A 25,716-nucleotide genomic window follows, 5' to 3' on the forward strand; every position below is an offset into this window, starting at 1 on the left:
GTATCCCCCTAGACGCTCGCCGAAGCGGCGGTCGGTACGTTGGGTTCGATCGGTTCGCTCGGTTCGTTCTCGATCGTGACGGCCCGGGTCTTGCGCCGCGCCCTGGCCCCGGCGGCGGGGCGGACCCGCGGGTCAAGCAGTGCGTAGCCGAGGTCGATCAGGATGTTCAGGACGAAGATGGCCAGCGCCGTGAGCAGCACGCAGGCCTGGAGCACCGCGAAGTCCCGTTGCAGGATCGAGTCGATCATCAGCTTGCCGATGCCGGGCCAGCCGAAGATCGTTTCCACGACGACGGCGCCGTTGATCAGGCCCACGGTGAGGTCGCCGGCAACGGTCAGCGCCGGGGCCGCCGCGTTGCGCAGGGCATGGCCCGTCACCACGCGGTACTCGGTGGCACCCTTGGACCGGGCGAGCTTGATGTAGGGCTCGGACAGCGAGGTGACCATGGCGCCGCGGATCACCTGGACCAGCGCCCCGAAGGGACGCATCACCAGCGTTGCCACCGGCAGCACCCAGGCCGCGGCACCCATCACGCCGGAGGTGGGCAGCCACCCCAGGTAGATCGCAAAGACCCAGATGCCCACGATGGCCAACCAGAAGTCGGGAATCGAGGCAGCCGCCATGGAAACGAAACTGGCGAACCTGTCCAGCACCCCGTTTGGCTTCAGTGCCGCCGCGGAGCCCACGATGATGGCCAAGACAATGGCTATCACCATGGTCATCGCGGCGAGTTGCAGCGTGGCCGGGAAGGCGCGCAGCGCCATGGCTGCGGCGTCCTCCCCGGTACGCAGTGAGGTTCCAAAATCCAATCGCAAGAGACCACCGAAGTAGTCGAACATCTGGACCAAAACGGGCTGATCCAAACCGTTTTTGGCAATGAAGTCCGCCCGCATGGCGTCGGTGGCGTTCAGTGGCAGATAGAGGCTTGCCGGGCTTCCCGTCATCCGGGCCAGGGCAAACACGCCCACCACCACAACCACCAGCGGCAGCGCGGAGGAGACAATCCGTTTACGCAAATAAGTGAGCATTGTTCTGATTGCTTTCCGTCGAGTTCTTTATTGCCTGTCGCTTGCGAAGGCTGGTGGAACTATTTGGCCGGGGTGACTTCGGCCAAACGCAGTTCGTCCGAGGTGGACGAGTTCGGTGCGTAGTTCACGGTCTTGGCGAGACCGAGCATGCCGGTCTGGTGCGCAATGTGGGCGAACTGGACCACGTTGTCGTTTTGGTAGGAGAACACCTTCTCGAATGCCGACTGGCGGTCGGCGCCGGTTGCGGCATCGGCCGTAGCGATCAGCTTGTCGAGTTCCGGGGTACCGAAGGCGGACTGGGCGCCCTTGGTGGTCATGTACTGGTCCACCGTGAAGGCCGCGTCGCCGGCCTGGTTGCCGTGCTGGGTCATCAACATGATGGCCCCCTCGTCATCGGTGGGGAACGGGCGGACCTGGTAGGTCAGGTGCTGGCTGGTTTCGAGCATCTTCAGCTTCACGTTCAGCCCGGCCTGGGTCAGCTGTTCCTGAAGGACCTGGCCCAGTTCCTCGATCTTCGGGAACTGCGCGGTGCGCACCACCAGGCTGATCTGGGCCGAGGTATCAACGCCGGCTGCTTTGGCTTCCGCAACCAAGGACTTGGCCTTCTCCGGATCGTAGGGCCAGACCGGAAGCGATTCGCTGTGGCCCACCACGCCGCCCGGAACCAACTGGGCGGCAGCCTTGTCGCGCCCGCCGTAGAGGGAAGCGACAATGGCTTCCTTGTCGATGGCGTAGTTCACGGCCTGGCGGACCCGGATATCGGTGAACGGTGCCGTGTCGCCATGCATGCGCAGCGCGACGGTTTCGTTGTTCGGGAAGGTGACTCCCAGATCGCCGATGTTGTCTTCGGGGCTCAAGCCGGTGGCGATGTCTGCCTCGCCGGAGGTGATCATGGCCGCGCGGACGCTGCCTTCGGAACGCCACTGGTAGTTGGCCTTCGGGAAGGCCGGGGCCTCGCCCCAATAGTCGGCGAATGCCGAGGCGTTGATGCTCTGGCCGGCTTCCCACTTGTCGAGCTTGTAGGGCCCGGTGCCAATCGGCTCGCGTACCTTTTCGGTGCTCGAGGTTTCGGCCGGCACCACTTCCAGGAAGGAGAGGCGCAGCGGCAGGATGGGGTCGGCCTTCGGGGCGGTGACCTCAAGGGTGCCGGCATCGACGACGTTGAGCTTCAGGTCGTCATCCCCGAAAACATAGCCCTCGACATTGCATCCCAGTTTTGAGTTCACTGCCCGGTCGATGGTTGCAGCGGCATCCTCGGCGGTGAAGTCGCTGCCGTCGTGGAACTTCACTCCTTCGCGCAGCTTCAGCGTCCACTTGGTGTCGTCCTTGCTGGTCCATTCGGTGGCGAGCTTCGGCTCGAGATCACCGGTGGTGGGGTTGCGTTCGATCAGTGGTTCGGTGATGGTGGAGCGCACCACGACGCCGGTGCTGGTGAGGTTGGATTCGCAGGCTTCGAGCGTCGGCGGCTCTTGCTGCAGGACGACGCGCAGGGTGTCTCCGGCCGCTGCCCCTGCCGCTCCCGAGGAATTGGATGCTGAGGAGTTGGCGACCGAACAACCCGACAACACCGTGGTGCCCAGTAGCGCACCGGCAGCCACTGCCATGGAGAGTCGACGGGTACGGGTCACTGGAGCACCTGGTTTGCTGGCAAAAAACATCGTTGTTTCCTCTGCGTTGGAAGAATGGAGCGAGTGGGGAACGACCGGGATGAACGGTGGTTGTTGGTCGTGTATCCAAAAGCTTCGGCGGCAACTCCAAAGCACGTCAAGGCATTACTTCCGCATGAACACGCGGTTTTGGGGCGGTGTGAGCAACGAGTGTCGGTTTGATGAATGTGACTTCCGCTACATTTGGCGGCAATCGGGCGATCAATACCTCAACGGTATTGATCCATGCAATCTACGTGTTGGACGCGCATCCTTGGCCGTTCCTAGGATGCAGGTATGTCAACAGAAACGAGCGCCCTTACCCGGCGCGATCCAAGCCCCATCACCGGGAATGCAATAGTGCGCGTCGGCCCGGTCAACCCGACGGTCGCCCAGGCGCTCATTGACGACTACGACGCACTGATCCTTCCCGCAGGGGGTCCGGAGCGCGAGGCCTTCCTGGACAATCACGCCGAATCGATTCGCGTGGCGGTCTGCTCCGGAAAGATCGGCGTTGACACCGAACTCATGAGACACCTGCCAAACCTGGAAGCCATCGTGAACTTCGGCGTCGGCTACGACGCCAGCGATGTCGCCCAGGCGGCCGAACGCAATATCCCGATCAGCAACACCCCGGATGTGCTCACCGATTGCGTCGCGGACACCGCGCTGGGCCTCTACCTCGAAACCCTGCGCTCGCTCGGTGCCGCCGAGCGCTTCGTGCGCAACGGCACCTGGGCAACGGGCGTGAACTTCCCGCTGGCCACCCGCGCCAGCGGCAAGCGCGTGGGCATCCTGGGCTTGGGTCGCATCGGCGCGGCAATCGCCAAGCGGCTCGAGGGCTTCGGGTGCGAAATCCACTATCACAACCGCTCGGAAATCGCGGGCAGTTCATACGCCTACCACTCTTCCGCCGCGGAGCTGGCGGAAGCCACCGATGTGCTGGTCGTCGCCGCAGCGGGCGGTCCGGCGTCGGCCGGGCTGGTCAGCGCCGAGGTGCTGGAAAAGATCGGCCCGAAGGGCTTCCTGATCAACATTGCCCGCGGCAGCGTCGTTGACGAGCCAGCACTGGTCTCGGCCCTGCAAAACGGCGAAATCGCCGGCGCCGGACTGGATGTCTTCACCAACGAGCCTCATGTACCGACCGAACTCCTCGAGCTGGACAACGTGGTCCTGTTGCCGCACCTGGGCAGCGGCACGCACGAGACTCGCGCCGATATGGCGGCACTCGTGCTGGAAAACCTGCGGAGCTACGTGAACTCGGGCGAGCTCATCACCCCCGTTTCCTAGCCGCCCAAGGATTCACTCCCAGCACGCCAATGTGGCGACCCGTGGCTACGCGGACGCCCCGCTGGAAGCTTGGCATGCGCGTATTCGGCCCACCCGGTTTTCCGGGTGGGCCGATTTTGCATGCTCCCCCAACGGGAAATACGGCGAATCATCTATCCAAAAGTTCTCCGCCGAACTACTTGTGTTACAAGTTTTCAACTTATACGATAAGTTGTGTTCCCCCACACATCCCACCCTCCCCCTAGGAGCAAAGAGTCGCCATGAGCTACACCCCCGACGCCATCCGCCACGTTAAGCTGTCGACCGCCCGCCTGCCCTTGGCCACTCCCATCTCGGACGCCAAGGTCTTCACCGGGCGCCAGAAGCCGATGACCGAGGTTGTCTTCCTCTTTGCCGAGATCAAGACCGAACAGGGCCACGAGGGCCTGGGATTCTCCTACTCGAAGCGCGCCGGCGGGCCGGCACAGTTCGCCCACGCCAAGGAAGTCGCCGAAACCATGATCGGCGAGGATCCCAATGACATCGCCAAGCTCTACACCAAGCTCCTGTGGGCCGGCGCCTCGGTGGGGCGCTCCGGTGTCGCCACCCAGGCCCTCGCGGCCCTCGACATTGCCCTCTACGATCTCAAGTCCAAGCGTGCAGGCCTGCCCCTGGCCAAGTTCCTCGGCTCGCACCGCGACTCGGTACGCACCTACAACACCTCCGGTGGCTTCCTCAACGCGTCGATCTCCGAGGTCAAGGAACGCGCCAGCCAGTCGATCGAAGAGGGAATCGGCGGCATCAAGATCAAGGTTGGACTGCCCGATTCCGCCGAGGACCTTCGCCGCGTCGCCGCGGTTCGCGAACACATCGGCCCGGACGTTCCGATGATGGTGGATGCAAACCAGCAATGGGACCGCGCCACCGCGTTGCGCATGGGCCGCAAGCTCGAGGAATTCGACCTGGTCTGGATCGAGGAGCCTCTCGACGCCTATGACGCCGAGGGCCATGCCGCACTCGCTGCCGCCCTGGACACTCCGATTGCCACCGGCGAGATGCTCGCCTCCGTGGCCGAGCACGAACGCCTGATTGCCACCCGCGCCTGCGACATCATCCAGCCCGATGCCCCGCGCATCGGCGGCATCACGCAGTTCCTGCGCCTGTCCACACTGGCCGACCAGGCCGGCCTGGACCTGGCCCCGCACTTCGCCATGGAAATCCACCTGCACCTCGCCGCCGCATACCCGCGCGAGCCGTGGGTGGAGCACTTCGACTGGCTGGACCCGTTGTTCAATGAGCGCCTCGAGACCAAGGACGGTCGCATGCTGGTCCCGAACCGCCCGGGACTCGGCTTCACCTTCAGCGACCAGGTCCGCGCCTGGACCACGGACACCGTCGAGTTCGGCCGAGCCTAAGCATCAGACCGTGGCGCGCGTGAAACGATTCTTCTTATGAAAGCCAACCTGACGACCGAACTGGTCAAGCATCTGCGTGAGCAGATCAGTAGCGGACTCATTGCCCCGGGAGACAAACTTCCGAGCGAAAATGCACTGATCGCGGAGCACGACGTGTCGCGCACCGTGGTGCGCGAGGCACTGACCAGGCTTCAGGCAGAAGGGTTGGTTCATACGCGCCGCGGTGCCGGCAGCTTTGCGCTGACTCCCCCGGCACCCGAGACAGCTGCGCAGGCGCGGGTTCCCCGGACCCTGGCCGAACGCAGGCAACTGCTCGAGTTCAGGATGGGTTTTGAATCCGAGGCCGCGGCTGCAGCGGCTGGCACGGCAAATACCGAAACACTGCGGAACCTCGATGCGGCCCTGGCGGCATTTACCAAGGCAGGAACCAACGCCTCGCTGTCCATGAATTGCGACTTCGAGTTCCACGCCGCCGTTGCCTCGGCGAGCGGCAACCCCTATTTCCTGGATGCGGTGCAACATTTTGGCCCGGCCATGATTGCCATGCCGCGCCAGCGCCTCGAGTCCCAGGATTCCATCCCCGCCCCGCGTTTGGAGCAAGTGGCGGGCGAACACCTCAGCATTCGCAACGCCATCGCCTCGGGCAATGCCATGGCCGCCGCCGCTGCCATGCGCGTGCACCTGGCCAATTCGCTACACCGACTCGAGATCGAAGCCGGAGTCGCATCCGCCGACGACTGAGCGAGCCGGTCTCGCCCCCAAGGTAAGGAATCCTTCGTGAAGCAGTCCGGAACCACCGAGCATTTCGACGTGATCATCATCGGGGCGGGGATCATGGGATCCACCGCGGCCGGATTGCTCGCCACACTGGAACCCGGCTGGCGTATCGGCGTGTTGGAAGCCCTGGATGCCGTCGGCCTGGAAAGTTCGCACGGGTGGAACAACGCCGGAACCGGCCATGCCGGGCTCTGCGAGTTCAACTACACCTCTGCCGCCGCAGACGGAAGCATCGATCCGACCGATGCCCTGCGCATCCACGAACAGTTCCTCGTCTCGACGCAATACTGGGCACATCTGGTTCAACAGGGGCGTATCGACGCCCCGGCGGACTTCATCCGCAGCGTCCCCCACTGCAGCTTTGCCCGCGGCAAGTGGACCGAATTCCTGCGGATCCGTCATGCGGCGCTCAGCGCCCACCCGCTCTTTGCCTCCATGGAGTTCACCGATGACCCCGCGACGATGCGCCGGTGGTTGCCGCTGATGCTTCGGGGGCGCAGGCCCATCGAAGATATTGCAGCCACGCGCAGCGCCCTGGGAACCGACGTGGACTACGGCTCCTTGACCTCCAAGCTCATGTCGGACGCGAGCGCGGCCGGTGTCGAAGTGGCATTGGGAACCCGCGTGCGTGGCATCGCGAGGGTCCCCAAGACCGGACACTGGTCCATCCGTGCCAGGAACGCCCAGGGCGATCGGGTTCTCGAGGCCAAATTCGTCTTTGTCGCTGCAGGCGGGGGCACGCTGCCGCTGCTTCAGTCGGCGCGCATGCCCGAGGTCAAGACGATGGGCGGCTTCCCCATCAGCGGACTGTTTCTGCGCACCTCAAACAAGGAACTCATTGAGCAGCACCGGGCCAAGGTCTACGGGCACCCGAGCGACGGTGCACCGGCCATTTCGGTGCCGCACCTTGATCTCCGGGTTCTCGATGGACGGGAATACCTGATGTTCGGTCCCTTCGGCGCGTTCTCGCCGCGATTCCTGAAACGTGGGAAGCTGCGGGACCTGGCAGCGTCGGTGACCCCGGGAAACCTCGGCACCCTGCTCTCCGCCGCGCGCACCAGCGCGGATCTGGTGCGGTACTTGGTTTCCCAGATTCTCACCACCCCAACCCAACGCCTCGACGCCTTGCGGGCGTTTGTTCCCAACGCGCGTACCGAAGACTGGGAACTGGTGCGGGCCGGGCAACGGGTGCAGGTCATCAAACACGTTGATGGTGCCGGGGCCATTGCCGGGTTCGGCACCGAAGTCGTGCTCAACGATGACCGCTCCCTGGCGGCGTTGCTGGGCGCCTCCCCCGGCGCATCCGCCTCGGTGGGGGTCGTCCTGGACCTGCTTAAGCGCAGCTTCCCCGAGCGCTACCCGGAGTGGCTGTCGGCGCTGCGAAAGGACATGCCGCATCTGGGCACTGAACTGAATACCGATGCCGCGGCGCTCGCCCGCGTGCGGGAGCAGGTCGGCACACACCTCTCGCTGGATTGGTGATTCGGGATTTGTAGGTTTCGGTCGGCGAATCTGTTTCAATCCAGTAAGCCCGTGAGGCTTTGGACGGGAAACCCATAGCCAAGCACCCCAACAACATCCATACGGGCCCCGCCGCCACACAAGACAAAGGCCGGGCCGGTCAACACGCCCCCATCGGCGGTTGACCGGCCCGGCCTGGACTTTGGGCCCGAAGCGCTTCTAGACCTGGTCGGCCTTGACGGCCAGAACCGGGTGTTCGGCCTGCAACAGGATGCGCTGGGCATGTGATCCCATGATGAACTTACCAACTTGCGAGCGCTGGCGCAGCCCGATGACAATCAATGAGACGTCATGTTTCTCAGCCAAGTCCAGGATCTCCGCGGCGAGGTCGTCGCGGTGGATGGAGTCCAGGACCTTGGCCTTGATGCCGGCGGCCGCGGTGGACTGCTTGATGCGTTCGATGTCCTCCGGGCTTGCCACCGACTTGTCCACCAGTGCGCCTTCGCGCACCGAATTCACGATCAGCAGTTCCTCGTCGCGAAGCTTGGCTTCGCCAATGGCCGCCCGCACGGCGGCCTCGCCGACCTTGGTCGGAACGTATCCAACTAGGATGCTCATACTTTTTCCTCAACCTTGGTGTCGGACAAGAGGGTGTTTGCCGTCTTGCGCTTGCTGACCACTGTCTTGATCATTGGCCATACCGCAACGATCACAAAAACAACCAGCAACGTGCCGGAGATCGGCCGGGTCAAGAACCCTGTCGGATCGCCTTCGAGCACCAGCAACGAGCGACGCAGGCTTGATTCGAGCAGGCTACCCAGCACGAAGGCCAGCACCAGCGGGCCGGGTTCGAAACCGAACTTCTTCATCAGGTAGCCCAGAGCGCCGAAGAGCACCACGAGCATGACATCGAACATCGAGTTGCGGATGGTGTAGGCACCGAGCATGGTGATCAGCGCGGTGATCGGAGCCAGGATGGCGGCACGGATTCGCAGGATCTTCACGAACAGGCCAACCAGCGGGATGGACATGATCAGCAGCAGGATGTTGCCGATGTACATCGAGTTCACCACGCCCCAGAAGAGCTCGGGTTCCTCGGTGATCAGCTGCGGACCCGGGGTCACACCCTGGATGAGCAGCGCACCGAAGATGATGGCCATCGTCGCATTTGCCGGGATGCCCAGCGTCAGCAGCGGGATGAAGGAGCTGGTGGCCGCCGCGTTATTTGCGGTTTCCGGTCCTGCGACACCTTCGATGGCGCCCTTGCCGAACCGTGAGGGATCCTTGGCACGCTTCTTCTCCACGGCGTAGGAGGCCAGCGATGAAATCGTTGCGCCACCACCAGGCAGGATGCCCAGGAAGAAGCCGAGCACGGAGCCGCGGCCGATGGCGCCGGAAGCCTGCTTCAGGTCCTTGCGTGAGGGCCAGACGTTGGCCACGGCCATGGGAGCCGATGCGGCGCGGTGACGTTCCTCCAGGTTGTAGAGGATCTCGCCGACACCGAACAGGCCCATGGCGATCGGCACGAAGTCGATGCCGTCGGCCAGTGACAGGTTGCCGAACGTGAAGCGCTCGGCACCGGTGAACACGTCGCGGCCGATCGTGGCCAGGAACAGGCCGATGGCCGCGGCGATCAGCGCCTTGATCTTGGAGCCGCCGGAGATGGTGGCAACCAGCAAGATGCCCAGCAGCGCCAGTGCCGTGTATTCGGGCGGACCGAAGTCCAGGGCGAAGCCCGCCACCACCGGGGCCAGGAAGGTCAGGCCGACGATGGCGATGGTGCCACCAATGAAGGAACCAATGGCGGCGATGCCCAAGGCGGTTCCCGCCTTGCCCTGCTTGGCCAACACATAACCGTCAAAAACCGTCACCACGGAACTCGCTTCACCCGGGATGCGCAGCAGCACCGAGGTAATGGTTCCGCCGTATTGGGCACCGTAGAAGATGCCGGCGAGCATGATGATCGCGGTGACGGGTTCCACGTTGTAGGTCAGGGGCAGCAAGATGGCGATGGTGGCCGCCGGGCCCAGGCCCGGAAGTACGCCGATCAACATGCCAATCAGCACGCCGAACAGGCAGTACAGGAGATTTGTGGGGTCAAGAACTACGCCGAAGCCGTCCATGACCGGCTGAAAGAAATCCATGCCGTTTACCTTTGGATCTGCGACTTAGAAGAGTCGGGGGATGGTGGTGCCGAGTGCGGCGATGAAGATTCCGTAGAACGCCGCGACGATCACGACCGAATAGACGGCGGCGGAGCGCCACCGTTCACCGCCGAGCCACCGCATCCAGATGAAGCACAGCAGGATCGAGGGAATCTCGAAACCGATCACCGGCATCAACAGCACCATGCCGACGAGCGTTGCGAACCCGATGGCCGCGTACCAGGAGTTGTTCGAGAACTTTTCGCCGTCCGTGCCACCGGTGCGTCCGATCACGGCTTGGACGCCGGACAGCACGGCAACGATGAGGCTGACGATGAACGGCCACATGCCCGGCTTCGGTTCGGCCGGCGTTCCCAATCCCAATTGAAGGGAAAGCAATACCCCTGCAAGGCCAAGGCCCAGCACCACCAGGGACGAGACGAGGTTGGCCACCGGCCCTGCGGCCTCGGGCGCCTCGGCGGCCCACTGGGCTGCCAGCTGCTCGGGAGTGAGGATCTCTTCCTCGTCGACCAGGATCGATTCCGGGTGCGGCTCTTGTTTGGCTCGCATGGCGTGCTTCCTTCGTGACTCGCGCACACCTGTGGATGGCGCTTGGGGATTGGGAACGGGCTGAGACTACTTGGAGGCCAGCGAGATGTTGTGTTCGGCGGTCAGCGCCTTGTACTTGGCGGCCAACGCGTTCCACTCGGTGACAACTTCCTCGCCCGAGATTTCCTTCGGGGTCAGCAGGTTCTGCTTGTTGAAGGCCTTGTAGGAATCGCTCGCCACGGCCGCCTTGATCGAGTCAACCAGTGCGGACTTGGCTTCGGCGCTCAGGCCCTTCGGGGCCGCAATCACACGGTACTGCGAAACGGGGACGTCGTATCCGGCCTCGACAGCGGTTGGAACATCCGGAAGGAATTCATTGCGCTCGGAAGAGAAGACAACCACCGGAACCACGGTGCCGGCATCGATCTGCGGTTTGGCCTCACCCAACTGGATGGTGGAAACCTGAACCTGGTTGCCCATGACCGCGGTCAAGGCAGGAGAACCGGAGTCGAACGGAACGGTGGTGCCCTTGATGCCGGCCTGGGCCAGCAGCAATTCCTGGGCGAGCTGTGAACCCGTGCCAACACCCGTGGTGCCAAAGGTCAGCTTGGATGCGCTGGCCTTCAAGTCGTCAACCGACTTGATGCCGGACTTCGTGCTGGCGACCATCACGTAGTCATCCTGGGACAGGCCCATGAGGACATCGAGCTTGTCCAGGCTCACTGCTTCGGCTTCCGAGACGGCCAGCGGGGTGATGGTGATCAGGGAGGCGTTGAGCAGGACTAGGTTCTGCCCATCCGCCTTCATGCCCGCGACTTCCTGGGTGGCCAGAGCGCCGTTGGCACCGGGCTTGTTGACGACAGGGAGCGCCACGCCAAGCTTTTCCGCCATGCCTTCGGCCGCTGCGCGGGCGATCAGGTCGGTAGACCCACCCGGGGCCTGACCCACGGTGAGGGTCACCGGCCCGCTGGGGAAGGCTCCGTCAGCGGCAGCTCCGGCGCCAACATTTCCTCCGCAGGCCGTCAGCGAAAGGGCAGCGGTGGCGGCGGCAAGCGACAGCATGGCACGTCGTGTGAAACGGTTCTTCATTGCTAGTTCTCCTTGTTGGCGATACGTGCTGGCCGGGGAGTCCCCTGCGAGTGAGTCACAACACGTTTTTTACTTCTGCTTGAGCCTAGAAATAGTTATGATGCTTGTCCAACCCCATAAATGCATGGAATGATTCCCGAAAGGTATCAATTGTTCACCTTGGATCAAGCCCGAAGTTTTGTAGCCGTCGCCGAAGAGCTGCACTTCGGCCGCGCCGCCGAACGCCTGAACATGACCCAGCCCCCGCTGAGCCGGCAAATCCAGAAGCTCGAGCGCAGCGTCGGGGTTGAGCTGCTCGAACGCGACAACCGCAAGGTCAGCCTCACCGCCGCCGGGCACGCTTTTCTCATCGATGCCAGGCGGCTGGTGATTTCGGCCGAACGCGCCCCGCTGAACGCGCGACGCATTGCCTCGGGGCAGTTCGGGGAACTGCGCATCGGGTTCACCGCGGCTTCGGGCTTCAGCCTGCTCGGTCCCCTGCTGTCCGAAATTTCGACGCAGCTGCCCAATGTGCATCTGGAACTCTTTGAAATGGTGACCGGGGAACAGATCACGGCGTTGCAGGACGGGGACATAGATCTGGGGCTGGCCAGGCCGCCTTTCGATGAAAATATCCTTGAATCACAACTGCTCTTCTCCGAATCCCTGTACATTGCGGTGCCCACCGGGCACCGTCTGGATCTGCTCCCCCGCGAGATCGTTGTCGAAGATCTGGCAGGTGAATCATTAATCATGCACTCACCAACCAAGGCCCGCTATTTCTATGACTTGGTGGTACGGCAGATCGATATCGAGCACCAGAACGTTGTCCATTCGGTAAGCCAGATCCTGACGATGATTGCGCTGGTCGCGGCCGGGCGCGGCATCGCCTTTGTGCCCGAAAGCGCCAAACTGCTCGGGGTCGAGGGCGTGCGTTACCTGCGGCTTGATGACATTGCGGAGGACGCCGTGGAGTTGCACGCGATCTGGAACCGGGACACCCGGAATCCTGCGCTGGCCAAACTCGCCCAGATCGTGCGCGGGGCCATGCAGGCCTAGATCTTGGCCATCCGGGCCGTTGCCGTGTTTCCCGAAACTGGCGATACCCGACGGGTATCAAACAATACAAATATGGGCTTGGACAGGCATCGTTGGTCGTCCCTAGGCTGAAGCCAACGAACAACTTCATCGTCCACTGCCACATATCCACCTTGTCGTGGAGGCGCCCCAGCTTTAGGAGTATCCCCATGGCCACCTACACCCCAGCCGAACTTGCCGCCAAGCTCAAGGACGGACTGCTCTCCTTCCCGGTGACGGCATTCGATGCAAACCTGGAAATCGACGAAGCCGCATACCGCAGCCACCTGGACTGGCAGTCAAGCTTCGGCGTCGCGGGCCTCTTCGCCGCCGGCGGCACCGGCGAGGGCTTCACCCTCACCCCCGAGGAAGCCTCCCGCGTGGTGCGTATGGCAGTCGAGGAAGCGGGCTCGCGCGTTCCGGTGCTCGGTTCGGCCGGCGGCTCCACCAAGCAGGCCATCCAGAACGCCCAGGATTCGGAGGCCGCGGGCGCCGAGGGCATCCTGCTGCTGCCGCCGTACCTGACCGAATGCGACCAGGAGGGCCTGTTCCAGCACGTCTCGGCCGTCTGCGCTTCAACCTCCACCGGCGTCATCGTCTACAACCGCGCCAATGCCATCTACTCGGCCGACACCGTGGCCCGCCTGGCCGACACCCACGAAAACTTCATTGGATTCAAGGACGCCACCGGCGACATCGAGCACCTGACCAAGGTCTACACGAAGAACGGCGACCGCCTCTTCTACCTCGGCGGCCTGCCCACCGCCGAGACCTTCGCCCTGCCGCTGCTGCAGCTGGGCATGAGCACCTACTCCTCGGCCATGTACAACTTCGTTCCGGAGTTTGCCCTGGACTTCTACAAGGACGTGCGCAACCAGGACCACGCAGCCGTCACCGAGAAGCTCAAGCGCTTCGTCCTGCCGTACCTGGACATCCGCGACCGCGTCAGCGGCTACGGCGTCTCCATCGTCAAGGGCGGCCTGAAGGCCATCGGCCGCGACGCCGGCTCGGTACGCCCGCCGCTGCAGAACCTCACCGAGGCGGACCTGGCCGACCTGGGCGCACTGATCCAGAAGGCCGGACTGATGCCGGCCCCCGCCACCGTCTAAGGAACGCAGCAGGGACGCACCAACATCACGACCGATACACCCACCCGCGACGCAGGAGCAGCAATGTCCACGGATACCCAGCAACTCACCGGCCAGTCCATCCTGGCCGGGATCACCACCCCAGGCAACGGGGGCGAGGTCCGGGGTTTCAACCCCGCCACCAACCAGGCGCTCGACCCGGCGTACAGCCTGATCGACACCGATCAGCTGCAGCTGGCAACGGCCGCCGCCGAGGACGCCTTCGAGTCCTTCCGTTCCCTTGACCCGGAAACCCACGCCGCCTTCCTCGAGGCAATTGCCGAGAACATCGAGGCCGTGGGAACCGAGCTGGTTGCCCGGGCCATGGCAGAGACCGGGCTTCCCGAGGCACGGCTCACCGGCGAGCGCGGGCGCACCTGCAACCAGCTGCGGCTCTTTGCCCAGGTGGTTCGGGCGGGCGACCACCACGGGGTGCGGATCGATCCGGCCTTGCCGGAACGCACTCCGATGCCACGGGTGGACATCCGCCAGCGCAAGATCCCGGTGGGTCCGGTCGCGGTGTTCGGTGCGTCCAACTTCCCCCTCGCCTTCTCCACCGCCGGCGGCGACACCGCCTCGGCACTGGCCGCCGGCTGCCCGGTGGTCTTCAAGGCCCACAACGCCCACCCGGGCACCAGCGAGATCGTCGGCCGGGCCATCACCCAGGCCATCACGGATGCGAACCTGCACCCGGGCATCTTCTCCCTCCTCTACGGACCCGGCGCAAGCATCGGCCAGGCACTGGTGGCCGACCCGCGCATCAAGGCCGTGGGCTTCACCGGTTCCCGTTCCGGCGGCACCGCGCTGATGGCTTCCGCGGCGGCCCGCCCGGAGCCGATCCCGGTCTACGCGGAAATGAGCTCCATCAACCCGGTCATCTTCTTCGCCGGGGCACTGGCCGAGGACGCCGCCGGCCACGCCAAGGCGTACCTTGGCTCGGTCACCGGTTCCAGCGGCCAGCTGTGCACCGCCCCGGGATTGGTCTTCGTCCCGGCAGGGGAATCCGGCGACGCCTTCGCCGCCGCGCTTCGCGCCGAGACCGGCAACGCCTCCGGGCAGACCATGCTCACCGAGGGCATCTACAACTCCTGGGTCCAGGGTGTCCACAACCTTGGCGCCCAGCCCGGAGTCGAGCTCCTGGGCCGCGGCACCAAGGGTGCAGGCGAAAACGCCCCGGCCCCGTCCATCTTCTCCACCGGTGTCGAGCAGCTGCTGGAGAACCCGGTGTTGCACGAGGAAATCTTCGGCGCCGCCTCGCTGGTCATCCGCTACGAGGACGTCGCCGACCTTGCAACCGCCCTGTCCAAGCTGGAGGGCCAGCTCACCGCGACCCTGCAGCTGAACGACTCCGACCACGAAGCCGTCGCCGCGGTGCTGCCCATCCTGGAACGCAAGGCCGGACGCATCTTGGTCAACGGCTGGCCCACCGGCGTCGAGGTCGGCCACGCCATGGTGCACGGCGGACCGTTCCCGGCAACCTCTGACACCCGCACCACCTCGGTGGGCACGCTGGCCATCGAACGGTTCCTGCGCCCGGTGGCCTACCAAAACATCCCCGACGGTTTGCTGCCGGCCCCGCTGCAGCGGGCCAACCCCTGGAAGCTGACCCGCCGCATCGACGGCACCCTGAAGAACGCCGGAGACCAAGCATGAGCGCAACACAGCCAACCATCGCAGCCATCGAGGTCGTCCCGGTTGCCGGGCACGACTCGATGCTGCTGAACCTCTCCGGGGCCCACGGCCCGTTCTTCACCCGCAACATCACCATCATCACCGACTCCGAGGGCCGCACCGGCCTCGGCGAGGTGCCCGGCGGGGAGCCCATCCGCCGCACCATCGAGGAAGCCGGCGAGCTGCTCATCGGTGCGCCGGTGGCACGGTTCCGCTCGCTGCTGCGTGCCGTGGCAACCCGGTTCGCGGACCGGGATGCCGGCGGCCGCGGCGCCCAGACCTTCGACCTGCGCACCACGGTGCACGCGGTCACCGCCATCGAATCGGCACTGCTGGATTTGCACGGCCAGTTCCTCGGTGTTCCCGTCGCGGAACTGCTGGGCGAGGGCCAGCAGCGCGATGCGGTTCCGATGCTCGGTTACCTCTTCTACGTGGGCAACCCCGATGACACCGACCTGCCCTACCTGCGCGAGCCAAACGGTCGGGACGACTGGGAACGCGTCCGTCGCGAAGAGGCCATGACCCCGGAGGCCATCGTCAGGCTGGCCGAGGCCGCCCAGGCACGCTACGGGTTCAAGGATTTCAAGCTCAAGGGCGGCGTGCAGTCCGGGGACCTGGAAGTCGATGCCGTCATCGCCCTGAAGCAGCGCTTCCCCGAGGCACGCATCACCCTGGATCCCAACGGCGGCTGGCTGCTGAAGGACGCGATCCGTCTGGGTAAGCGCATGGCCGGAATCGTGGCCTACGCGGAGGACCCGTGCGGCGCCGAGGGCAAGTTCTCCGGGCGCGAGGTCGTGGCCGAGTTCCGTCGGGCCACCGGCCTGCAGACGGCCACCAACATGATCGCCACCGACTGGCGCGAAATGTCCCACGCGGTGCGCACCAATGCCGTGGACATCCCTCTGGCGGACCCGCACTTCTGGACCATGGCCGGTTCAGTGCGCGTGGCACAGCTCTGTGACGAGTTCGGACTCACTTGGGGGTCGCACTCGAACAACCACTTCGACATCTCTCTGGCCATGTTCACGCAGGTCGGTGCCGCGGCTCCGGGCGAGATCACGGCGCTGGACACGCACTGGATCTGGCAGGACGGCCAGGGGCTGACCGAAGAGCCGCTGCTGATCCGCGACGGCGAAATCAAGGTTCCCGCACGTGCCGGCCTGGGTGTCAGTCTGAACCGCGAACGCCTCCAGGAGGCCCACGAGCTCTACCTGGAGCACGGACTGGGCTCGCGCGACGACGCGGCATCCATGCAGTACCTGATTCCGGGCTGGGAATTCAACGCCAAGAGCCCGGCTCTGGTGCGCTAGCGGTGCCATTGGAAAGCGCCGCCTAAATACCGGGGACGGTGGAGGTATTGAACGGAACACCCCCACCGTCCTCTTCCATGCTATGCCTCTCCGCGGACACCGTTCGCCATGGCGGTACTCAAGAGCAATACGGGAAGGCCACATGCAGGGAGTGCTCCAGGGATTCACGATAGTCCTGATACTGATCGGCATCGGATTGGCCACCGCGCGCTTCCTGCCGCGCAAGCGCGAGAGCATTGCCACCGGGTTGACCCCGCTGATCTACTACATCACCAATCCGGCCCTGATGTTCACGCTGCTGGCGGATACGGACCTGCGCTCCGTGATCGGCGTGTACACGCCGATAGCACTCATCACCGCGGCATTGACGGGATCGCTTTATGCGGTGTCCGCCAAGCTGTTGTTCAAGGTGCCCACGGCCCGGCTTCCGGGTGCGGCCATGGCCACCAGCTACGTCAATGCCGGCAACATCGGCGTGCCGTTGGCGCTTTACGCCGTGGGCAACACCAACCCCGTGGTGTCCGTACTCATTGCCCAGCTCTTGGTGATCGCACCGATCTACCTGTGTTTCTTCGCGTTGGCGGCCCGGGCTACGGGCAGCGGGCAAAAAGATGCCCCGTTGGGCAAGACGATCCTTCGCTCGATCGCCAATCCGGTCACCATCGCCACGTTTGTGGGCGCCGTCTTCGCGGGCTTGGACATCCACCTGCCGGAGGTCATCCACATACCGATTGAGATGCTGGGCCAGGCGTCGATCCCGCTGCTGTTGATGGCGTTCGGAATGTCCCTCTTTGGGCAGCGCCCCCTGGCCGAGAAATCGCTGCGCGGCGAGGTGTTGCTGGCTTCCGCCTTCAAGATGCTCTTCATGCCGCTGGTGGCCTGGGTGTTCGCGGCCTTCGTCTTCGGTTTGCAGGGGACGGCCCTTCTCGGAGTGGTGATCATGGCGGCTCTTCCCACGGCACAGAACGTGCTCCTCTTTTCACAGCAATTCCGGCTGGAAACGGCCGTGCCCCGTGAAGTGATCCTGTCCAGCACCCTACTGGCGATCCCCGTGACGCTTTTGATTACATTTTTCCTGGGCTGAGCCGCGGCCAAACGCGAAGATGGGGCCGATGTCCCACTCGCTACTTCCGGGAAGAAACCGGCTGGTGGTCCTCGGTGTCCAGGTCGATCGACTCAAGGAAGATCTTCCGCAGCATCTCGGCAGCGGGATTCGCGGACGCCTCGTCCCAGGCCAGGTACATGTCCGAGTGGTTCAGGTCCGATAGCCCGGTGGGCCCGGTGATTTCCTCGAAGACCACGCCGCGCGGGGCAAATTCCATGGCTGTTGCCGGAACCAGGGTAACCCCGAGGCCGGCGGCAACGAGCGCCAGGAGCGCAGGAATCTGGCTGGCTATCTGGGCGATCTCGGGCCTGGCACCCACCGAGTCGAAGAGCCGCAGCACGAGGTCGTAGAAGTACCGGGCCTCCCCCGTCGAATACATCATCAGTGGCAAGCCGGCAATTTCCTTGATGAAAACTCCCTTGCCCGTGGCCAAGTCGTGGCCCTGCGGAAGCCCGACAATCAAACGGTCCTTCTTGATGAGCTGGGTCTGCACTCCGGCACGCGTGACGATGGGGCGCAGCAGCCCCATGTCGATCGAGCCCTTGCTCAGCGCGTCCAGCTGCTCAACCGAAACCGCCTCTCGCAGCACCAGGGTGACGTGCGGCAGGTGCTTTGAGGCCTGGGCCAGCAGTTGCGGCAGCACGGCCTGCCCGGCGACCGCAGTATAGCCGATCACCACGGTTCCGGCGTCCCCCGTGGCCACCCGGGAAACCTCGAGGCTTGTCTTGGCGCTCAGGTCCAGGATGCGGCGTGCACTGGGCAACAGGACCTGGCCGGCAGCGGTAAGTTCCACCCGCCGGGAATTGCGCACGAACAGCTGCGCCTGGAGCTCGCGTTCCAAAAGCTGGATCTGCCGACTCAACGGGGGCTGGGTCATGTTCAACCGTTCCGCGGCCGCCCCGAAGTGCAGCTCCTCGGCCACGGCAACAAAGGATTCGAGCTGGATCAGCGAAAACATCAATTCACTCCTTGAATGATTGGTTGCCTTTTTTGGCTTGGACATGCATCAATGCAGCCTCTTAGGGTGAGTCTAACCACGCAACTGATACGGAGTCCCTTCATGTCGGAACTTGAACTAGACCTCTTGCCCACCGTCTCAAACGACCCGGCAACGGCAACGAATCGATGCCTCATTACCGAGGTGAGCATTACGCCGGTGGCCTTCGCGGATCCTCCGTTGCTGAATTCCGTGGGGGTGCACGAGCCCTTCGCCTTGCGGGCAATCGTGGTGGTCCGTACCGAGGACGGCCTATACGGACTGGGGGAAACCTACGGCGATGAGGCGCACCTGGTCCGGCTGAATCGCGCCGGCGCCCTGCTCGTGGGGGCCGACGCCTTCAACCTCAACCAAGTTTCCTCCCTCGTAGCCGCGTCGCTGGCCGACGACGCCGGCGTCGGCGGGCACGGCACCGGCGGCATGGTCACCACCACCTCATTGGAGGACCGCGTCCTGTCCGCCTTCGATGTTGCCTGCCTCGACATCCAGGGCAAGGCCCTCGGCGTGCCGGTCAGCACCCTGCTCGGCGGCGCGGTCCGCGATGAGGTGGCCTTCAGCGGATACCTGTTCTACAAGTGGGCGGGGCACCCGGGCCATGCAGACGACTCCTGGGGAGCTGCCCTGGATCCCGCGGGAATCGTGGCCCAGGCCCGCAAGATAGTCGACGAGTACGGCTTCACCGCGCTGAAGCTCAAGGGCGGGGTCTTCGAACCGGAGATCGAAGCCGCCACGATCGAAGCCCTGCGCGAGGCATTCCCCGACATGCCGTTGCGCATAGACCCCAACGGCGTGTGGACAGTGGACACCGCTATCAAGGTCGGCCAGCGACTGGAGCCGGTGTTGGAGTACCTCGAGGACCCATGCCTGTCCATTGAAGACAACGCCGCGGTGCGCGCCGCCGTCAAGCTGCCCATCGCCACCAACATGTGCGTCGTGTCCTTCAACGACGTACCGCCGGCCATCGCGGCGGGCGCCGTGGACGTCGTCCTGTCGGACCACCACTTTTGGGGCGGGCTCAGGCGCTCGCAAACCCTGGCCGGCATCGCGGAGACCTTCAAGCTCGGCCTGTCCATGCACTCGAATTCGCACCTTGGCATCAGTTTCGCCGCGATGATCCAGTTGGCCGCGGCCACCAAGAACATCGACTACGCCTGCGACACCCACTGGCCCTGGAAGCTGGCTAGCGATGATGTCATCGTTCCCAGTGCATTGGAAATCCGCGGGGGCTCCGTCAAGGTCCCGACGGCACCGGGCCTGGGAATCGAACTCGACGAAGAGGCCCTGGCCCGGATGCACCAGCAGTATCTAGATTGCGGGCTGACAAAGCGCGACGACACCGGATATATGCAGAGCATCCACCCGGAATTCCGGCTCGCAACCCCGCGCTGGTGACGGCAATGCGCATTGTTGTCACCGACCCCATCATCTCCGAGTTCGCGGACCTGCTGCGGAAAAAGGCCCCCGGCAACGACTGGGATTTCGTTGCTGGCATTTCCCCGGAAGCCCAATCCGGGGCTATTGCCCGTGCCGATGTCTTGCTGTGCGCGAAGCTCGCCTCCCGGGACGCCGCCGCATGCACCGCCAGGTTCGTGCACATCACCGGATCCGGCACCGACAGGGTTGCTGTGGATGACCTGCCCGCCGAGACAGTCGTTTCGCGGACCGCGCACCATGAGCGCTCGATCGCCGAACACATCCTGATGGCGGTGTTGGCACACCAGCGGCGACTGCCGGCCGTGAGCGAGCAGATGCGCTCAGGAGTGTGGCGCTCGGTGGCCACCGAAGCATCGACGCCCCTTCATCGCACGCTCGATGAACTCACGATTGGGTTCGTGGGGCTCGGCGGCATCGGCACCGAAGCGGTTCGCCTGTGCACAAGCCTTGGCATGAAGGCCGTTGCCGTGCGCAGGAGCCCGGTGGCAGCGGAAGCACTGGGATCCAGCCTTGAGTGGGTGAAGTCCATGGACGCCTTGCCCGAATTTCTGGCGGTCAGCGACGTGGTGGTGCTTTGCCTGCCGCTCACCGAGGAAACCCGCGGCTTGATGGGAGCCATCCAATTCAGGCAGATGCGCAGCGACGCCCTGCTGGTCAACGTGTCCCGCGGCCCGATCATCGATGAAGACGCGCTTTATGCGGCACTCAAGGATGGACTCATTGGGGGCGCGGCCCTCGACGTGTGGTGGGATGCGCCGACCGGAACCGATGCACCGGAATCGGTGTCTCGTTTCGCAGCCATGCCAAACGTCATTGCCACCCCGCATCATTCCGGCCATGCCCGCCAGACATTCGTGCGTCGCGCCACGGAAATCGCGGAGAATATCAATGCGTTCAATGAGGGCGGCAGACTAAGCAATAGCATTCCGCGTTGACGTGGCGGAAGTCCTTCGAATCGCGGAGTGTTTCCACGCGTAAAGACCTATTGACAACCCTCGCGGCAGCAAAGCATCCTCAGGTTAGGTTCGACTCTCAAACCTGCCAATAGATTTTGATTCTTGGGGTGATTACAAGTGAATTTGGATTCTGAGACCGCAAAAACACTCACAAATTTGCAATCAAAGCCGCAAAAACTCGACGCTAGTGGTTCTGCCAACGCGATTCGCTGGAGCCCCTACTACGAGACAAGAAAGCGACAATACGATGATTTATGCCGACAAATATGTCGTCTTCGCGTTGAATTGAACGGTTCGGGAGCCCCAGCTCAAGGAGATCCGCTTTTCAAAGAATTTGCCGCATTGACGCTACATGCCCGAGATTTTCTGGGGCACTACCGCGAAGTGCGCCCGAAATGGGCCAAAATAATCGTTGATGAAATGCAGGACTTACGCGTGAAGAAGACCTTGAAAAGACGACCGGAGGGAGGAAGCGCCTGGATGAGGCCTTCCGGGTTCCATAATTAGCCGGAACTTCAAGGACGGACATAGCCGATTTGGGTCGCCGCATAATGGGCCCATTATGACGGATCAGGGCATACAGGCGTCGGCGGTTTCAGGTTTGGTCATCACCTGGTTCAGAGTCATGGATTAGGCCCCGAAAATTAGACCATGCTGGGCGAAATACCAGAAAGATCAAGCAAGCACGAAGATTCATCAAAAACTCTGGACTGCGGCGTTCCGGAGTGCTGGACTGGCCCCATGTCTACCTACAACATCGGCTACTTCGTCGGTTCCTTGGCCACCGGCTCCATCAACCGCATCCTGTCCAAGGCGCTGATCAAGTTGGCGCCCGAATGCCTGCAATTCACCGAGATCCCCATCAAGGACCTCCCGTTGTACAGCTACGACTACGACGCCGACTTCCCGCCCGCGGGCCTGGCCCTCAAGAAGTCGATCGCCGAGTCCGACGGCCTGCTGTTCATCTCCCCCGAATACAACCGCTCCATTCCAGGCGCGCTGAAGAACGCCATCGACTGGGGTTCCCGCCCCTGGGGCACCAACTCCTTCGCCCGCAAGCCCACCGGAATCATCGGGGCCTCCGTGGGCGCCATCGGCACCGCGGTCATGCAATCCTCCATGCGCAGCGTGCTCAGCTTCCTGGACGCCCCGCAGCTGAACTCCCCCGAGGCCTACATCAACTTCAAACCGTCGGCCTTTGCGGAAGACGGCACCGTCAAAGACGAGTCGACCGCCGATTTCCTCACCCACTACATGTGCGAGTACGCGGCGTTCGTTCAGCGCGTCCTGGACGCCAACGCCGAGGGACACATCGGCGACCCGGATCCCGTGGCGAAGGTCGAAAAGTAACTGCTGACCTTACGTATCGGATGCCGTAGTTCCTATTGTGAGCGGCAGTCGTAAATTGACGTGGTGCCACGAATGCACTTTTTCGTGACACCACGGCCAACGTCCGGAAGCCGCAAGCCTGTACGTGGCTAGTTCAATCGCTTCTCCGCGGCATTCGTTCTGGCTCCCTTGCACGCCTGCTGCCTATTCCCTAGGGTGGGTCACGCGAGCCGGAACGATTGTTCCAGCCACCCCGGGAGGAGCACCGTCATGGCCACACTCACTGTTGGCACCGAGAACAATGCACCGATCGATCTCTACTACGAGGACCAGGGCAACGGAGTGCCCGTCGTTCTCATCCATGGATATCCGTTAGACGGCTCATCGTGGGAAAAACAAACCGTCGCACTTTTGGAAGCCGGCTACCGTGTCATCACTTACGACCGGCGTGGCTTCGGCAAGAGTTCGAAAGTCGTCTCCGGCTATGATTACGACACTTTCTCCGCCGACTTGAAAGCAGTATTGGACGCGCTGGATGTAAACGATGCCGTCTTGGTCGGTTTCTCCATGGGCACCGGTGAGGTGGCACGCTACCTTTCACGCTATGGTTCGGGGCGAATCGCCAAGGCAGTCTTCCTCGGCTCGCTCGAGCCTTTCCTTCTACAGACCTCTGACAACCCGGAGGGTATTCCTCAGTCAGTTTTTGATCCGATGCTTCAGGCGGTCTCCAAGGATCGCTACGCCTTCTTCACGGAATTCTTCAAGAATTTCTTCAACACCGATGAGTTCTTGGGCAATCGGCTAAGTCCTGAGGCGCTGGAGGCCAATAAGAACCTTGCCTACAGTGCTTCCGCCTATGCCTCAATCGCGGCCCAACCCACATGGCTCACGGATTTCAGGGCGGATATTGACCATATCAACGTGCCTGCTTTGATCGTGCATGGCACGGCCGATCGCATCCTGCCCATCGACAATACAGCGCGCCGCTTTACGACTCTCTTGCCCGCGACCGAGTACCACGAGATCGAGGGAGCACCACACGGGTTGTTGTGGACGCACGCAGACGAGGTGAACTCGATTCTGTTGGAGTTCCTCGCGCGCTAGATCAAGGGTTCTTCGGGGCACTGAGATCCGCAGGTGGCCATGAACGATCGTCACATCGCGGCCCACCACCGGATATCGTCACTGCGGAACTGATCGCGGACGTCTTTGGGCTGCGCTGCGCTTTCCGATCCAGTGACCGGAAGCCCAATGGTGGTGAGCCTGGCGAGCGGGGTCGGCCATATGGTCCATTGGGACAGGGTGGCGTTGGCGTCCATGACGCGTTGGACGAACGCCGAGGCGCACATCGGCGACCCGGACCCCGTCGTGAAGGACGGGAAGTATGCGCCCACACGACAGTGGCACCGGTCCTGCAGATTTCACTGCAGAACCGGTGCCACCGTTCGTATGGGTCAGGCGAAATTACGCGCCGGGAGCACTCGGGGTGACATAGACCTTGCGCAGGGTTTCGGTCACTGTCCAGATGGTTTTCATTCCCTCACTCAGTCGCATGAGCGTTCCGGGGAGCAGCTCAACGCTCTGCGCCGGCCGACCCTCAAAGGGCCCGATGATCACGGTTCCGCGGCCGGCCGTGACGACGAAGATTTCCTCGGCCTCGACATCGAACATGTTTCCGGTGCTCATTTCCCAAACGCCGAAGTCGACCCCGGCCAGGGCGCCGAAACCGACCGACCCCGTGGTGGGAGCGTCGCCGCCGTCCTGCTCGGGCGCCACCGCCTCGTGCTCAAGTTCCAGCGCCGGGACGTCGACCTTGCTGCCGCCGTGTAGGGCCTGCTGCTCGTCGTTGGCTGCTGTTTCCGTGGTTTCTGCTGTGTTGCTCATGAATCGAATCCCATTCCCAGTGCGTCCATTGTTTTCAAGAAGAGCCCGCGTTTGCCTTGGTTGCGGTCTGCCCTGGCCAGTTCGCCGGTCATCATCTTGACGCCGACAAAGGCCACCGGTTCCGGAGGGAACGGGATCGGCTTTTTCTTCACCATCTGCAATTCGGTGCGCTGGGTCTTTTCCCCGGAGAGCAGGTCCAGCATCACGTTGGCGGCGAAGCGGGTTGCCCCGACGCCCAGCCCGGTGAACCCGGCGGTGTAGGCGACCCGTCCGTTGTGCGAGGTGTCGAAGAAGGCGAAGAACCTGCTGCAGGAGTCGATCGCCCCGCCCCAGGCATGGGTGAACTTCAGGCCCTCCAGCTGCGGGAAGGTGAAGTAGAAGTGCGTGACCAGCTTCCGGAAGGTCTCATGGTTCTGGTCGTATTCCGGCTTCACCTTGCCGCCGAAGTAGTACTCCGCGTCGTAGCCGCCGAAGAGGATGCGGACGGCCCCGTTGGCGTCCCGGGTCTTGCGGTAGTAGTGGAAGCGGTTGTTCAGGTCGGCCAGGCCCTGCTTGTCTTCCCAGCCCAGGGTCGCGAACTGCTCATCGGTGAGCGGTTCGGTCATGATCGCGTAGTCGTAGACCGGGATGGTGTGCAGCCGGTGGCGCTTGAGCAACGACGGGAAGACATTGGTGGCAAGTGCCACGCGCTGGGCCTTCACGCTGCCGGCGGTGGTGCTGACCATGATGGTGTCCGGGGTGTCGTCGATGCCGGTGGCGTGGGTGTTCTCGAAGATCCGCACGCCCTTTTCCAGGCAGACCCGGCGCAGTCCCCACGCCAACTTGGCGGGGTTGATCATCGCGGTGCCTTCCTTGTCCCAGAGTCCCGCGCGGTACACCGGCGACTTCACGCTTGCCTGCACCTCTTGGCGGTCCAGGAACTCCAGCTCGGGGTAGCGCTTTGCCTCGTCACGCAGCCACTGGACTTGATGGTCCTCGGTGGCAAGCTTAAGGACACCGGAGAAGGTGAACTCGCAGTCGATGCCGTAGCGCTCGACGGCGTCGGCCAGTTCCCGCAGGTTTTCCAACCCGAGTTCGCGCAGCAGGTCGTTCTCCTCCGGCAGGTGCTGCCGGCCGTTGGAGTCGCCGTGCACCAGCGAGGCCTCGCAGAAACCGCCGTTGCGCCCGGAGGCCGCCCATCCCACGCGGTGGCTTTCGATCAACACCACCGAGCGTTCCGGGTCGCGTTCCTTGGCCATCAGCGCCGTCCACAGGCCGGAGTATCCGCCGCCGACCACCAGCAGGTCGGCTTCCGTCGAGCCTTCCAGGGCGGGTAGCGCCGCGGGACGGTCGGGATCGTCCAACCAATAGGGAACATGGCTGACGGCCCGCAGGGCGGCATCGATCAGCACATCGTCGTAGGCTTCGGCCACGTTTTCGTAGATACTCAATTGTTTTCTTTCGTTTTCGATAACGCGTGGTGGTGGCCT

The 25,716-nt window shown here is 63.5% G+C and carries 23 protein-coding genes; 14 read left to right on the forward strand and 9 right to left on the reverse strand.

What is annotated here, in order from left to right; translation table 11 throughout:
* Positions 1 to 8: 8 nt before the first annotated feature.
* Both JOF47_RS16780 and JOF47_RS16785 read right to left on the reverse strand, forming a co-directional pair.
* Positions 9 to 1,016 (reverse strand): ABC transporter permease, encoded by a 1,008-nt coding sequence (locus JOF47_RS16780; RefSeq protein ID WP_245356410.1) that lies wholly within the window; start codon positions 1,014 to 1,016, stop codon positions 9 to 11.
* Between the two features lie 71 nt (positions 1,017 to 1,087).
* Positions 1,088 to 2,686, reverse strand: a complete 1,599-nt coding sequence (locus tag JOF47_RS16785; protein WP_210000488.1) for an ABC transporter substrate-binding protein — start codon at positions 2,684 to 2,686, stop codon at positions 1,088 to 1,090.
* Positions 2,687 to 2,971: 285 nt separating this feature from the next.
* Here JOF47_RS16785 and JOF47_RS16790 point away from each other — a divergent pair, with 285 nt between their 5' ends.
* From JOF47_RS16790 to mqo, 4 genes are all read left to right on the forward strand, one after another.
* The gene (locus tag JOF47_RS16790) at positions 2,972 to 3,964 is read left to right on the forward strand and encodes a 2-hydroxyacid dehydrogenase (RefSeq protein WP_210000493.1); all 993 of its coding nucleotides are present in this window, start codon (positions 2,972 to 2,974) and stop codon (positions 3,962 to 3,964) included.
* A gap of 260 nt (positions 3,965 to 4,224) precedes the next feature.
* A complete protein-coding gene (locus JOF47_RS16795) occupies positions 4,225 to 5,358 on the forward strand; it encodes an L-talarate/galactarate dehydratase (RefSeq protein ID WP_210000496.1) in 1,134 nt (377 codons plus the stop codon).
* 36 nt (positions 5,359 to 5,394) lie between these two features.
* Positions 5,395 to 6,099 carry a FadR/GntR family transcriptional regulator gene (locus tag JOF47_RS16800; protein ID WP_210000499.1) on the forward strand — a complete coding sequence of 235 codons (705 nt, stop codon included), beginning with the start codon at positions 5,395 to 5,397 and terminating at the stop codon, positions 6,097 to 6,099.
* Positions 6,100 to 6,135: 36 nt separating this feature from the next.
* Positions 6,136 to 7,617, forward strand: coding sequence for a malate dehydrogenase (quinone) (mqo, locus tag JOF47_RS16805; RefSeq protein ID WP_342592823.1), 1,482 nt, complete (start codon positions 6,136 to 6,138; stop codon positions 7,615 to 7,617).
* Between the two features lie 198 nt (positions 7,618 to 7,815).
* Here mqo and JOF47_RS16810 read toward each other — a convergent pair whose 3' ends face one another.
* From JOF47_RS16810 to JOF47_RS16825, 4 genes are all read right to left on the reverse strand, one after another.
* A complete protein-coding gene (locus tag JOF47_RS16810; RefSeq protein ID WP_210000502.1) occupies positions 7,816 to 8,214 on the reverse strand; it encodes a universal stress protein in 399 nt (132 codons plus the stop codon).
* Positions 8,211 to 9,740, reverse strand: coding sequence for a tripartite tricarboxylate transporter permease (locus JOF47_RS16815; protein ID WP_210000507.1), 1,530 nt, complete (start codon positions 9,738 to 9,740; stop codon positions 8,211 to 8,213). Before JOF47_RS16815 ends, JOF47_RS16810 begins: the two co-directional genes overlap by 4 nt.
* A 24-nt stretch (positions 9,741 to 9,764) precedes the next feature.
* Positions 9,765 to 10,310, reverse strand: a complete 546-nt coding sequence (locus tag JOF47_RS16820) for a tripartite tricarboxylate transporter TctB family protein (RefSeq protein WP_210000510.1) — start codon at positions 10,308 to 10,310, stop codon at positions 9,765 to 9,767.
* A 66-nt stretch (positions 10,311 to 10,376) separates the two neighbouring features.
* A complete protein-coding gene (locus tag JOF47_RS16825) occupies positions 10,377 to 11,378 on the reverse strand; it encodes a tripartite tricarboxylate transporter substrate binding protein (protein ID WP_210000512.1) in 1,002 nt (333 codons plus the stop codon).
* 150 nt (positions 11,379 to 11,528) lie between these two features.
* Here JOF47_RS16825 and JOF47_RS16830 point away from each other — a divergent pair, with 150 nt between their 5' ends.
* From JOF47_RS16830 to JOF47_RS16850, 5 genes are all read left to right on the forward strand, one after another.
* On the forward strand, positions 11,529 to 12,416 hold the full coding sequence (locus JOF47_RS16830) for a LysR family transcriptional regulator (protein ID WP_210001811.1): 888 nt from the start codon (positions 11,529 to 11,531) through the stop codon (positions 12,414 to 12,416).
* 188 nt (positions 12,417 to 12,604) lie between these two features.
* The gene (kdgD, locus tag JOF47_RS16835; protein WP_210000514.1) at positions 12,605 to 13,543 is read left to right on the forward strand and encodes a 5-dehydro-4-deoxyglucarate dehydratase; all 939 of its coding nucleotides are present in this window, start codon (positions 12,605 to 12,607) and stop codon (positions 13,541 to 13,543) included.
* A gap of 63 nt (positions 13,544 to 13,606) precedes the next feature.
* Positions 13,607 to 15,214 (forward strand): aldehyde dehydrogenase (NADP(+)), encoded by a 1,608-nt coding sequence (locus JOF47_RS16840; RefSeq protein WP_210000516.1) that lies wholly within the window; start codon positions 13,607 to 13,609, stop codon positions 15,212 to 15,214.
* Entirely contained in the window at positions 15,211 to 16,542 is a 1,332-nt protein-coding gene (locus JOF47_RS16845) for an enolase C-terminal domain-like protein (RefSeq protein WP_210000518.1), read from the forward strand. The genes JOF47_RS16840 and JOF47_RS16845 overlap by 4 nt, the downstream gene beginning before the upstream one ends.
* Before the next feature lie 142 nt (positions 16,543 to 16,684).
* Positions 16,685 to 17,626, forward strand: coding sequence for an AEC family transporter (locus JOF47_RS16850; RefSeq protein WP_210000520.1), 942 nt, complete (start codon positions 16,685 to 16,687; stop codon positions 17,624 to 17,626).
* 40 nt (positions 17,627 to 17,666) lie between these two features.
* On the opposite strand, the gene JOF47_RS16855 is transcribed toward JOF47_RS16850, so the two are convergent.
* Positions 17,667 to 18,605, reverse strand: a complete 939-nt coding sequence (locus JOF47_RS16855) for a LysR family transcriptional regulator (protein WP_210000521.1) — start codon at positions 18,603 to 18,605, stop codon at positions 17,667 to 17,669.
* 102 nt (positions 18,606 to 18,707) lie between these two features.
* Here JOF47_RS16855 and JOF47_RS16860 point away from each other — a divergent pair, with 102 nt between their 5' ends.
* The 5 genes from JOF47_RS16860 to JOF47_RS16880 all read left to right on the forward strand — a co-directional run bounded on the left by JOF47_RS16860 (position 18,708) and on the right by JOF47_RS16880 (position 23,467).
* On the forward strand, positions 18,708 to 20,036 hold the full coding sequence (locus JOF47_RS16860) for a glucarate dehydratase family protein (RefSeq protein WP_210000523.1): 1,329 nt from the start codon (positions 18,708 to 18,710) through the stop codon (positions 20,034 to 20,036).
* 5 nt (positions 20,037 to 20,041) lie between these two features.
* Positions 20,042 to 21,013 carry a 2-hydroxyacid dehydrogenase gene (locus tag JOF47_RS16865; RefSeq protein WP_210000525.1) on the forward strand — a complete coding sequence of 324 codons (972 nt, stop codon included), beginning with the start codon at positions 20,042 to 20,044 and terminating at the stop codon, positions 21,011 to 21,013.
* Between the two features lie 138 nt (positions 21,014 to 21,151).
* Positions 21,152 to 21,541, forward strand: a complete 390-nt coding sequence (locus tag JOF47_RS16870; protein WP_210000527.1) for a hypothetical protein — start codon at positions 21,152 to 21,154, stop codon at positions 21,539 to 21,541.
* A 234-nt stretch (positions 21,542 to 21,775) separates the two neighbouring features.
* Positions 21,776 to 22,384 (forward strand): NADPH-dependent FMN reductase, encoded by a 609-nt coding sequence (locus tag JOF47_RS16875; RefSeq protein ID WP_210000529.1) that lies wholly within the window; start codon positions 21,776 to 21,778, stop codon positions 22,382 to 22,384.
* 249 nt (positions 22,385 to 22,633) lie between these two features.
* Positions 22,634 to 23,467 carry an alpha/beta fold hydrolase gene (locus JOF47_RS16880; protein ID WP_210000531.1) on the forward strand — a complete coding sequence of 278 codons (834 nt, stop codon included), beginning with the start codon at positions 22,634 to 22,636 and terminating at the stop codon, positions 23,465 to 23,467.
* 360 nt (positions 23,468 to 23,827) lie between these two features.
* Here the strand turns inward: JOF47_RS16880 and JOF47_RS16885 are convergent, their stop codons facing one another.
* The gene (locus JOF47_RS16885; RefSeq protein WP_210000533.1) at positions 23,828 to 24,247 is read right to left on the reverse strand and encodes a cupin domain-containing protein; all 420 of its coding nucleotides are present in this window, start codon (positions 24,245 to 24,247) and stop codon (positions 23,828 to 23,830) included.
* Entirely contained in the window at positions 24,244 to 25,677 is a 1,434-nt protein-coding gene (locus JOF47_RS16890; protein ID WP_245356411.1) for an NAD(P)/FAD-dependent oxidoreductase, read from the reverse strand. The genes JOF47_RS16885 and JOF47_RS16890 overlap by 4 nt, the downstream gene beginning before the upstream one ends.
* Between the last annotated feature and the right edge of the window lie 39 nt (positions 25,678 to 25,716).

The organism is Paeniglutamicibacter kerguelensis, from assembly GCF_017876535.1.
Classification (GTDB): Bacteria; Actinomycetota; Actinomycetes; order Actinomycetales; family Micrococcaceae; genus Paeniglutamicibacter; species Paeniglutamicibacter kerguelensis.

Coding starts and splice junctions, on each gene's coding strand:
- JOF47_RS16860 (WP_210000523.1), top strand. CDS start 18,708: ATGTCGGAACTTGAACTAGACCTCTTGCCCACCGTCTCAAACGACCCG.
- JOF47_RS16825 (WP_210000512.1), bottom strand. CDS start 11,378: ATGAAGAACCGTTTCACACGACGTGCCATGCTGTCGCTTGCCGCCGCC.
- JOF47_RS16880 (WP_210000531.1), top strand. CDS start 22,634: ATGGCCACACTCACTGTTGGCACCGAGAACAATGCACCGATCGATCTC.
- JOF47_RS16790 (WP_210000493.1), top strand. CDS start 2,972: ATGTCAACAGAAACGAGCGCCCTTACCCGGCGCGATCCAAGCCCCATC.
- JOF47_RS16855 (WP_210000521.1), bottom strand. CDS start 18,605: ATGTTTTCGCTGATCCAGCTCGAATCCTTTGTTGCCGTGGCCGAGGAG.
- JOF47_RS16815 (WP_210000507.1), bottom strand. CDS start 9,740: ATGGATTTCTTTCAGCCGGTCATGGACGGCTTCGGCGTAGTTCTTGAC.
- JOF47_RS16800 (WP_210000499.1), top strand. CDS start 5,395: ATGAAAGCCAACCTGACGACCGAACTGGTCAAGCATCTGCGTGAGCAG.
- JOF47_RS16850 (WP_210000520.1), top strand. CDS start 16,685: ATGCAGGGAGTGCTCCAGGGATTCACGATAGTCCTGATACTGATCGGC.
- JOF47_RS16845 (WP_210000518.1), top strand. CDS start 15,211: ATGAGCGCAACACAGCCAACCATCGCAGCCATCGAGGTCGTCCCGGTT.
- JOF47_RS16865 (WP_210000525.1), top strand. CDS start 20,042: ATGCGCATTGTTGTCACCGACCCCATCATCTCCGAGTTCGCGGACCTG.
- JOF47_RS16885 (WP_210000533.1), bottom strand. CDS start 24,247: ATGAGCAACACAGCAGAAACCACGGAAACAGCAGCCAACGACGAGCAG.
- JOF47_RS16810 (WP_210000502.1), bottom strand. CDS start 8,214: ATGAGCATCCTAGTTGGATACGTTCCGACCAAGGTCGGCGAGGCCGCC.
- JOF47_RS16795 (WP_210000496.1), top strand. CDS start 4,225: ATGAGCTACACCCCCGACGCCATCCGCCACGTTAAGCTGTCGACCGCC.
- JOF47_RS16875 (WP_210000529.1), top strand. CDS start 21,776: ATGTCTACCTACAACATCGGCTACTTCGTCGGTTCCTTGGCCACCGGC.
- kdgD (WP_210000514.1), top strand. CDS start 12,605: ATGGCCACCTACACCCCAGCCGAACTTGCCGCCAAGCTCAAGGACGGA.
- JOF47_RS16820 (WP_210000510.1), bottom strand. CDS start 10,310: ATGCGAGCCAAACAAGAGCCGCACCCGGAATCGATCCTGGTCGACGAG.
- JOF47_RS16840 (WP_210000516.1), top strand. CDS start 13,607: ATGTCCACGGATACCCAGCAACTCACCGGCCAGTCCATCCTGGCCGGG.
- JOF47_RS16785 (WP_210000488.1), bottom strand. CDS start 2,686: ATGTTTTTTGCCAGCAAACCAGGTGCTCCAGTGACCCGTACCCGTCGA.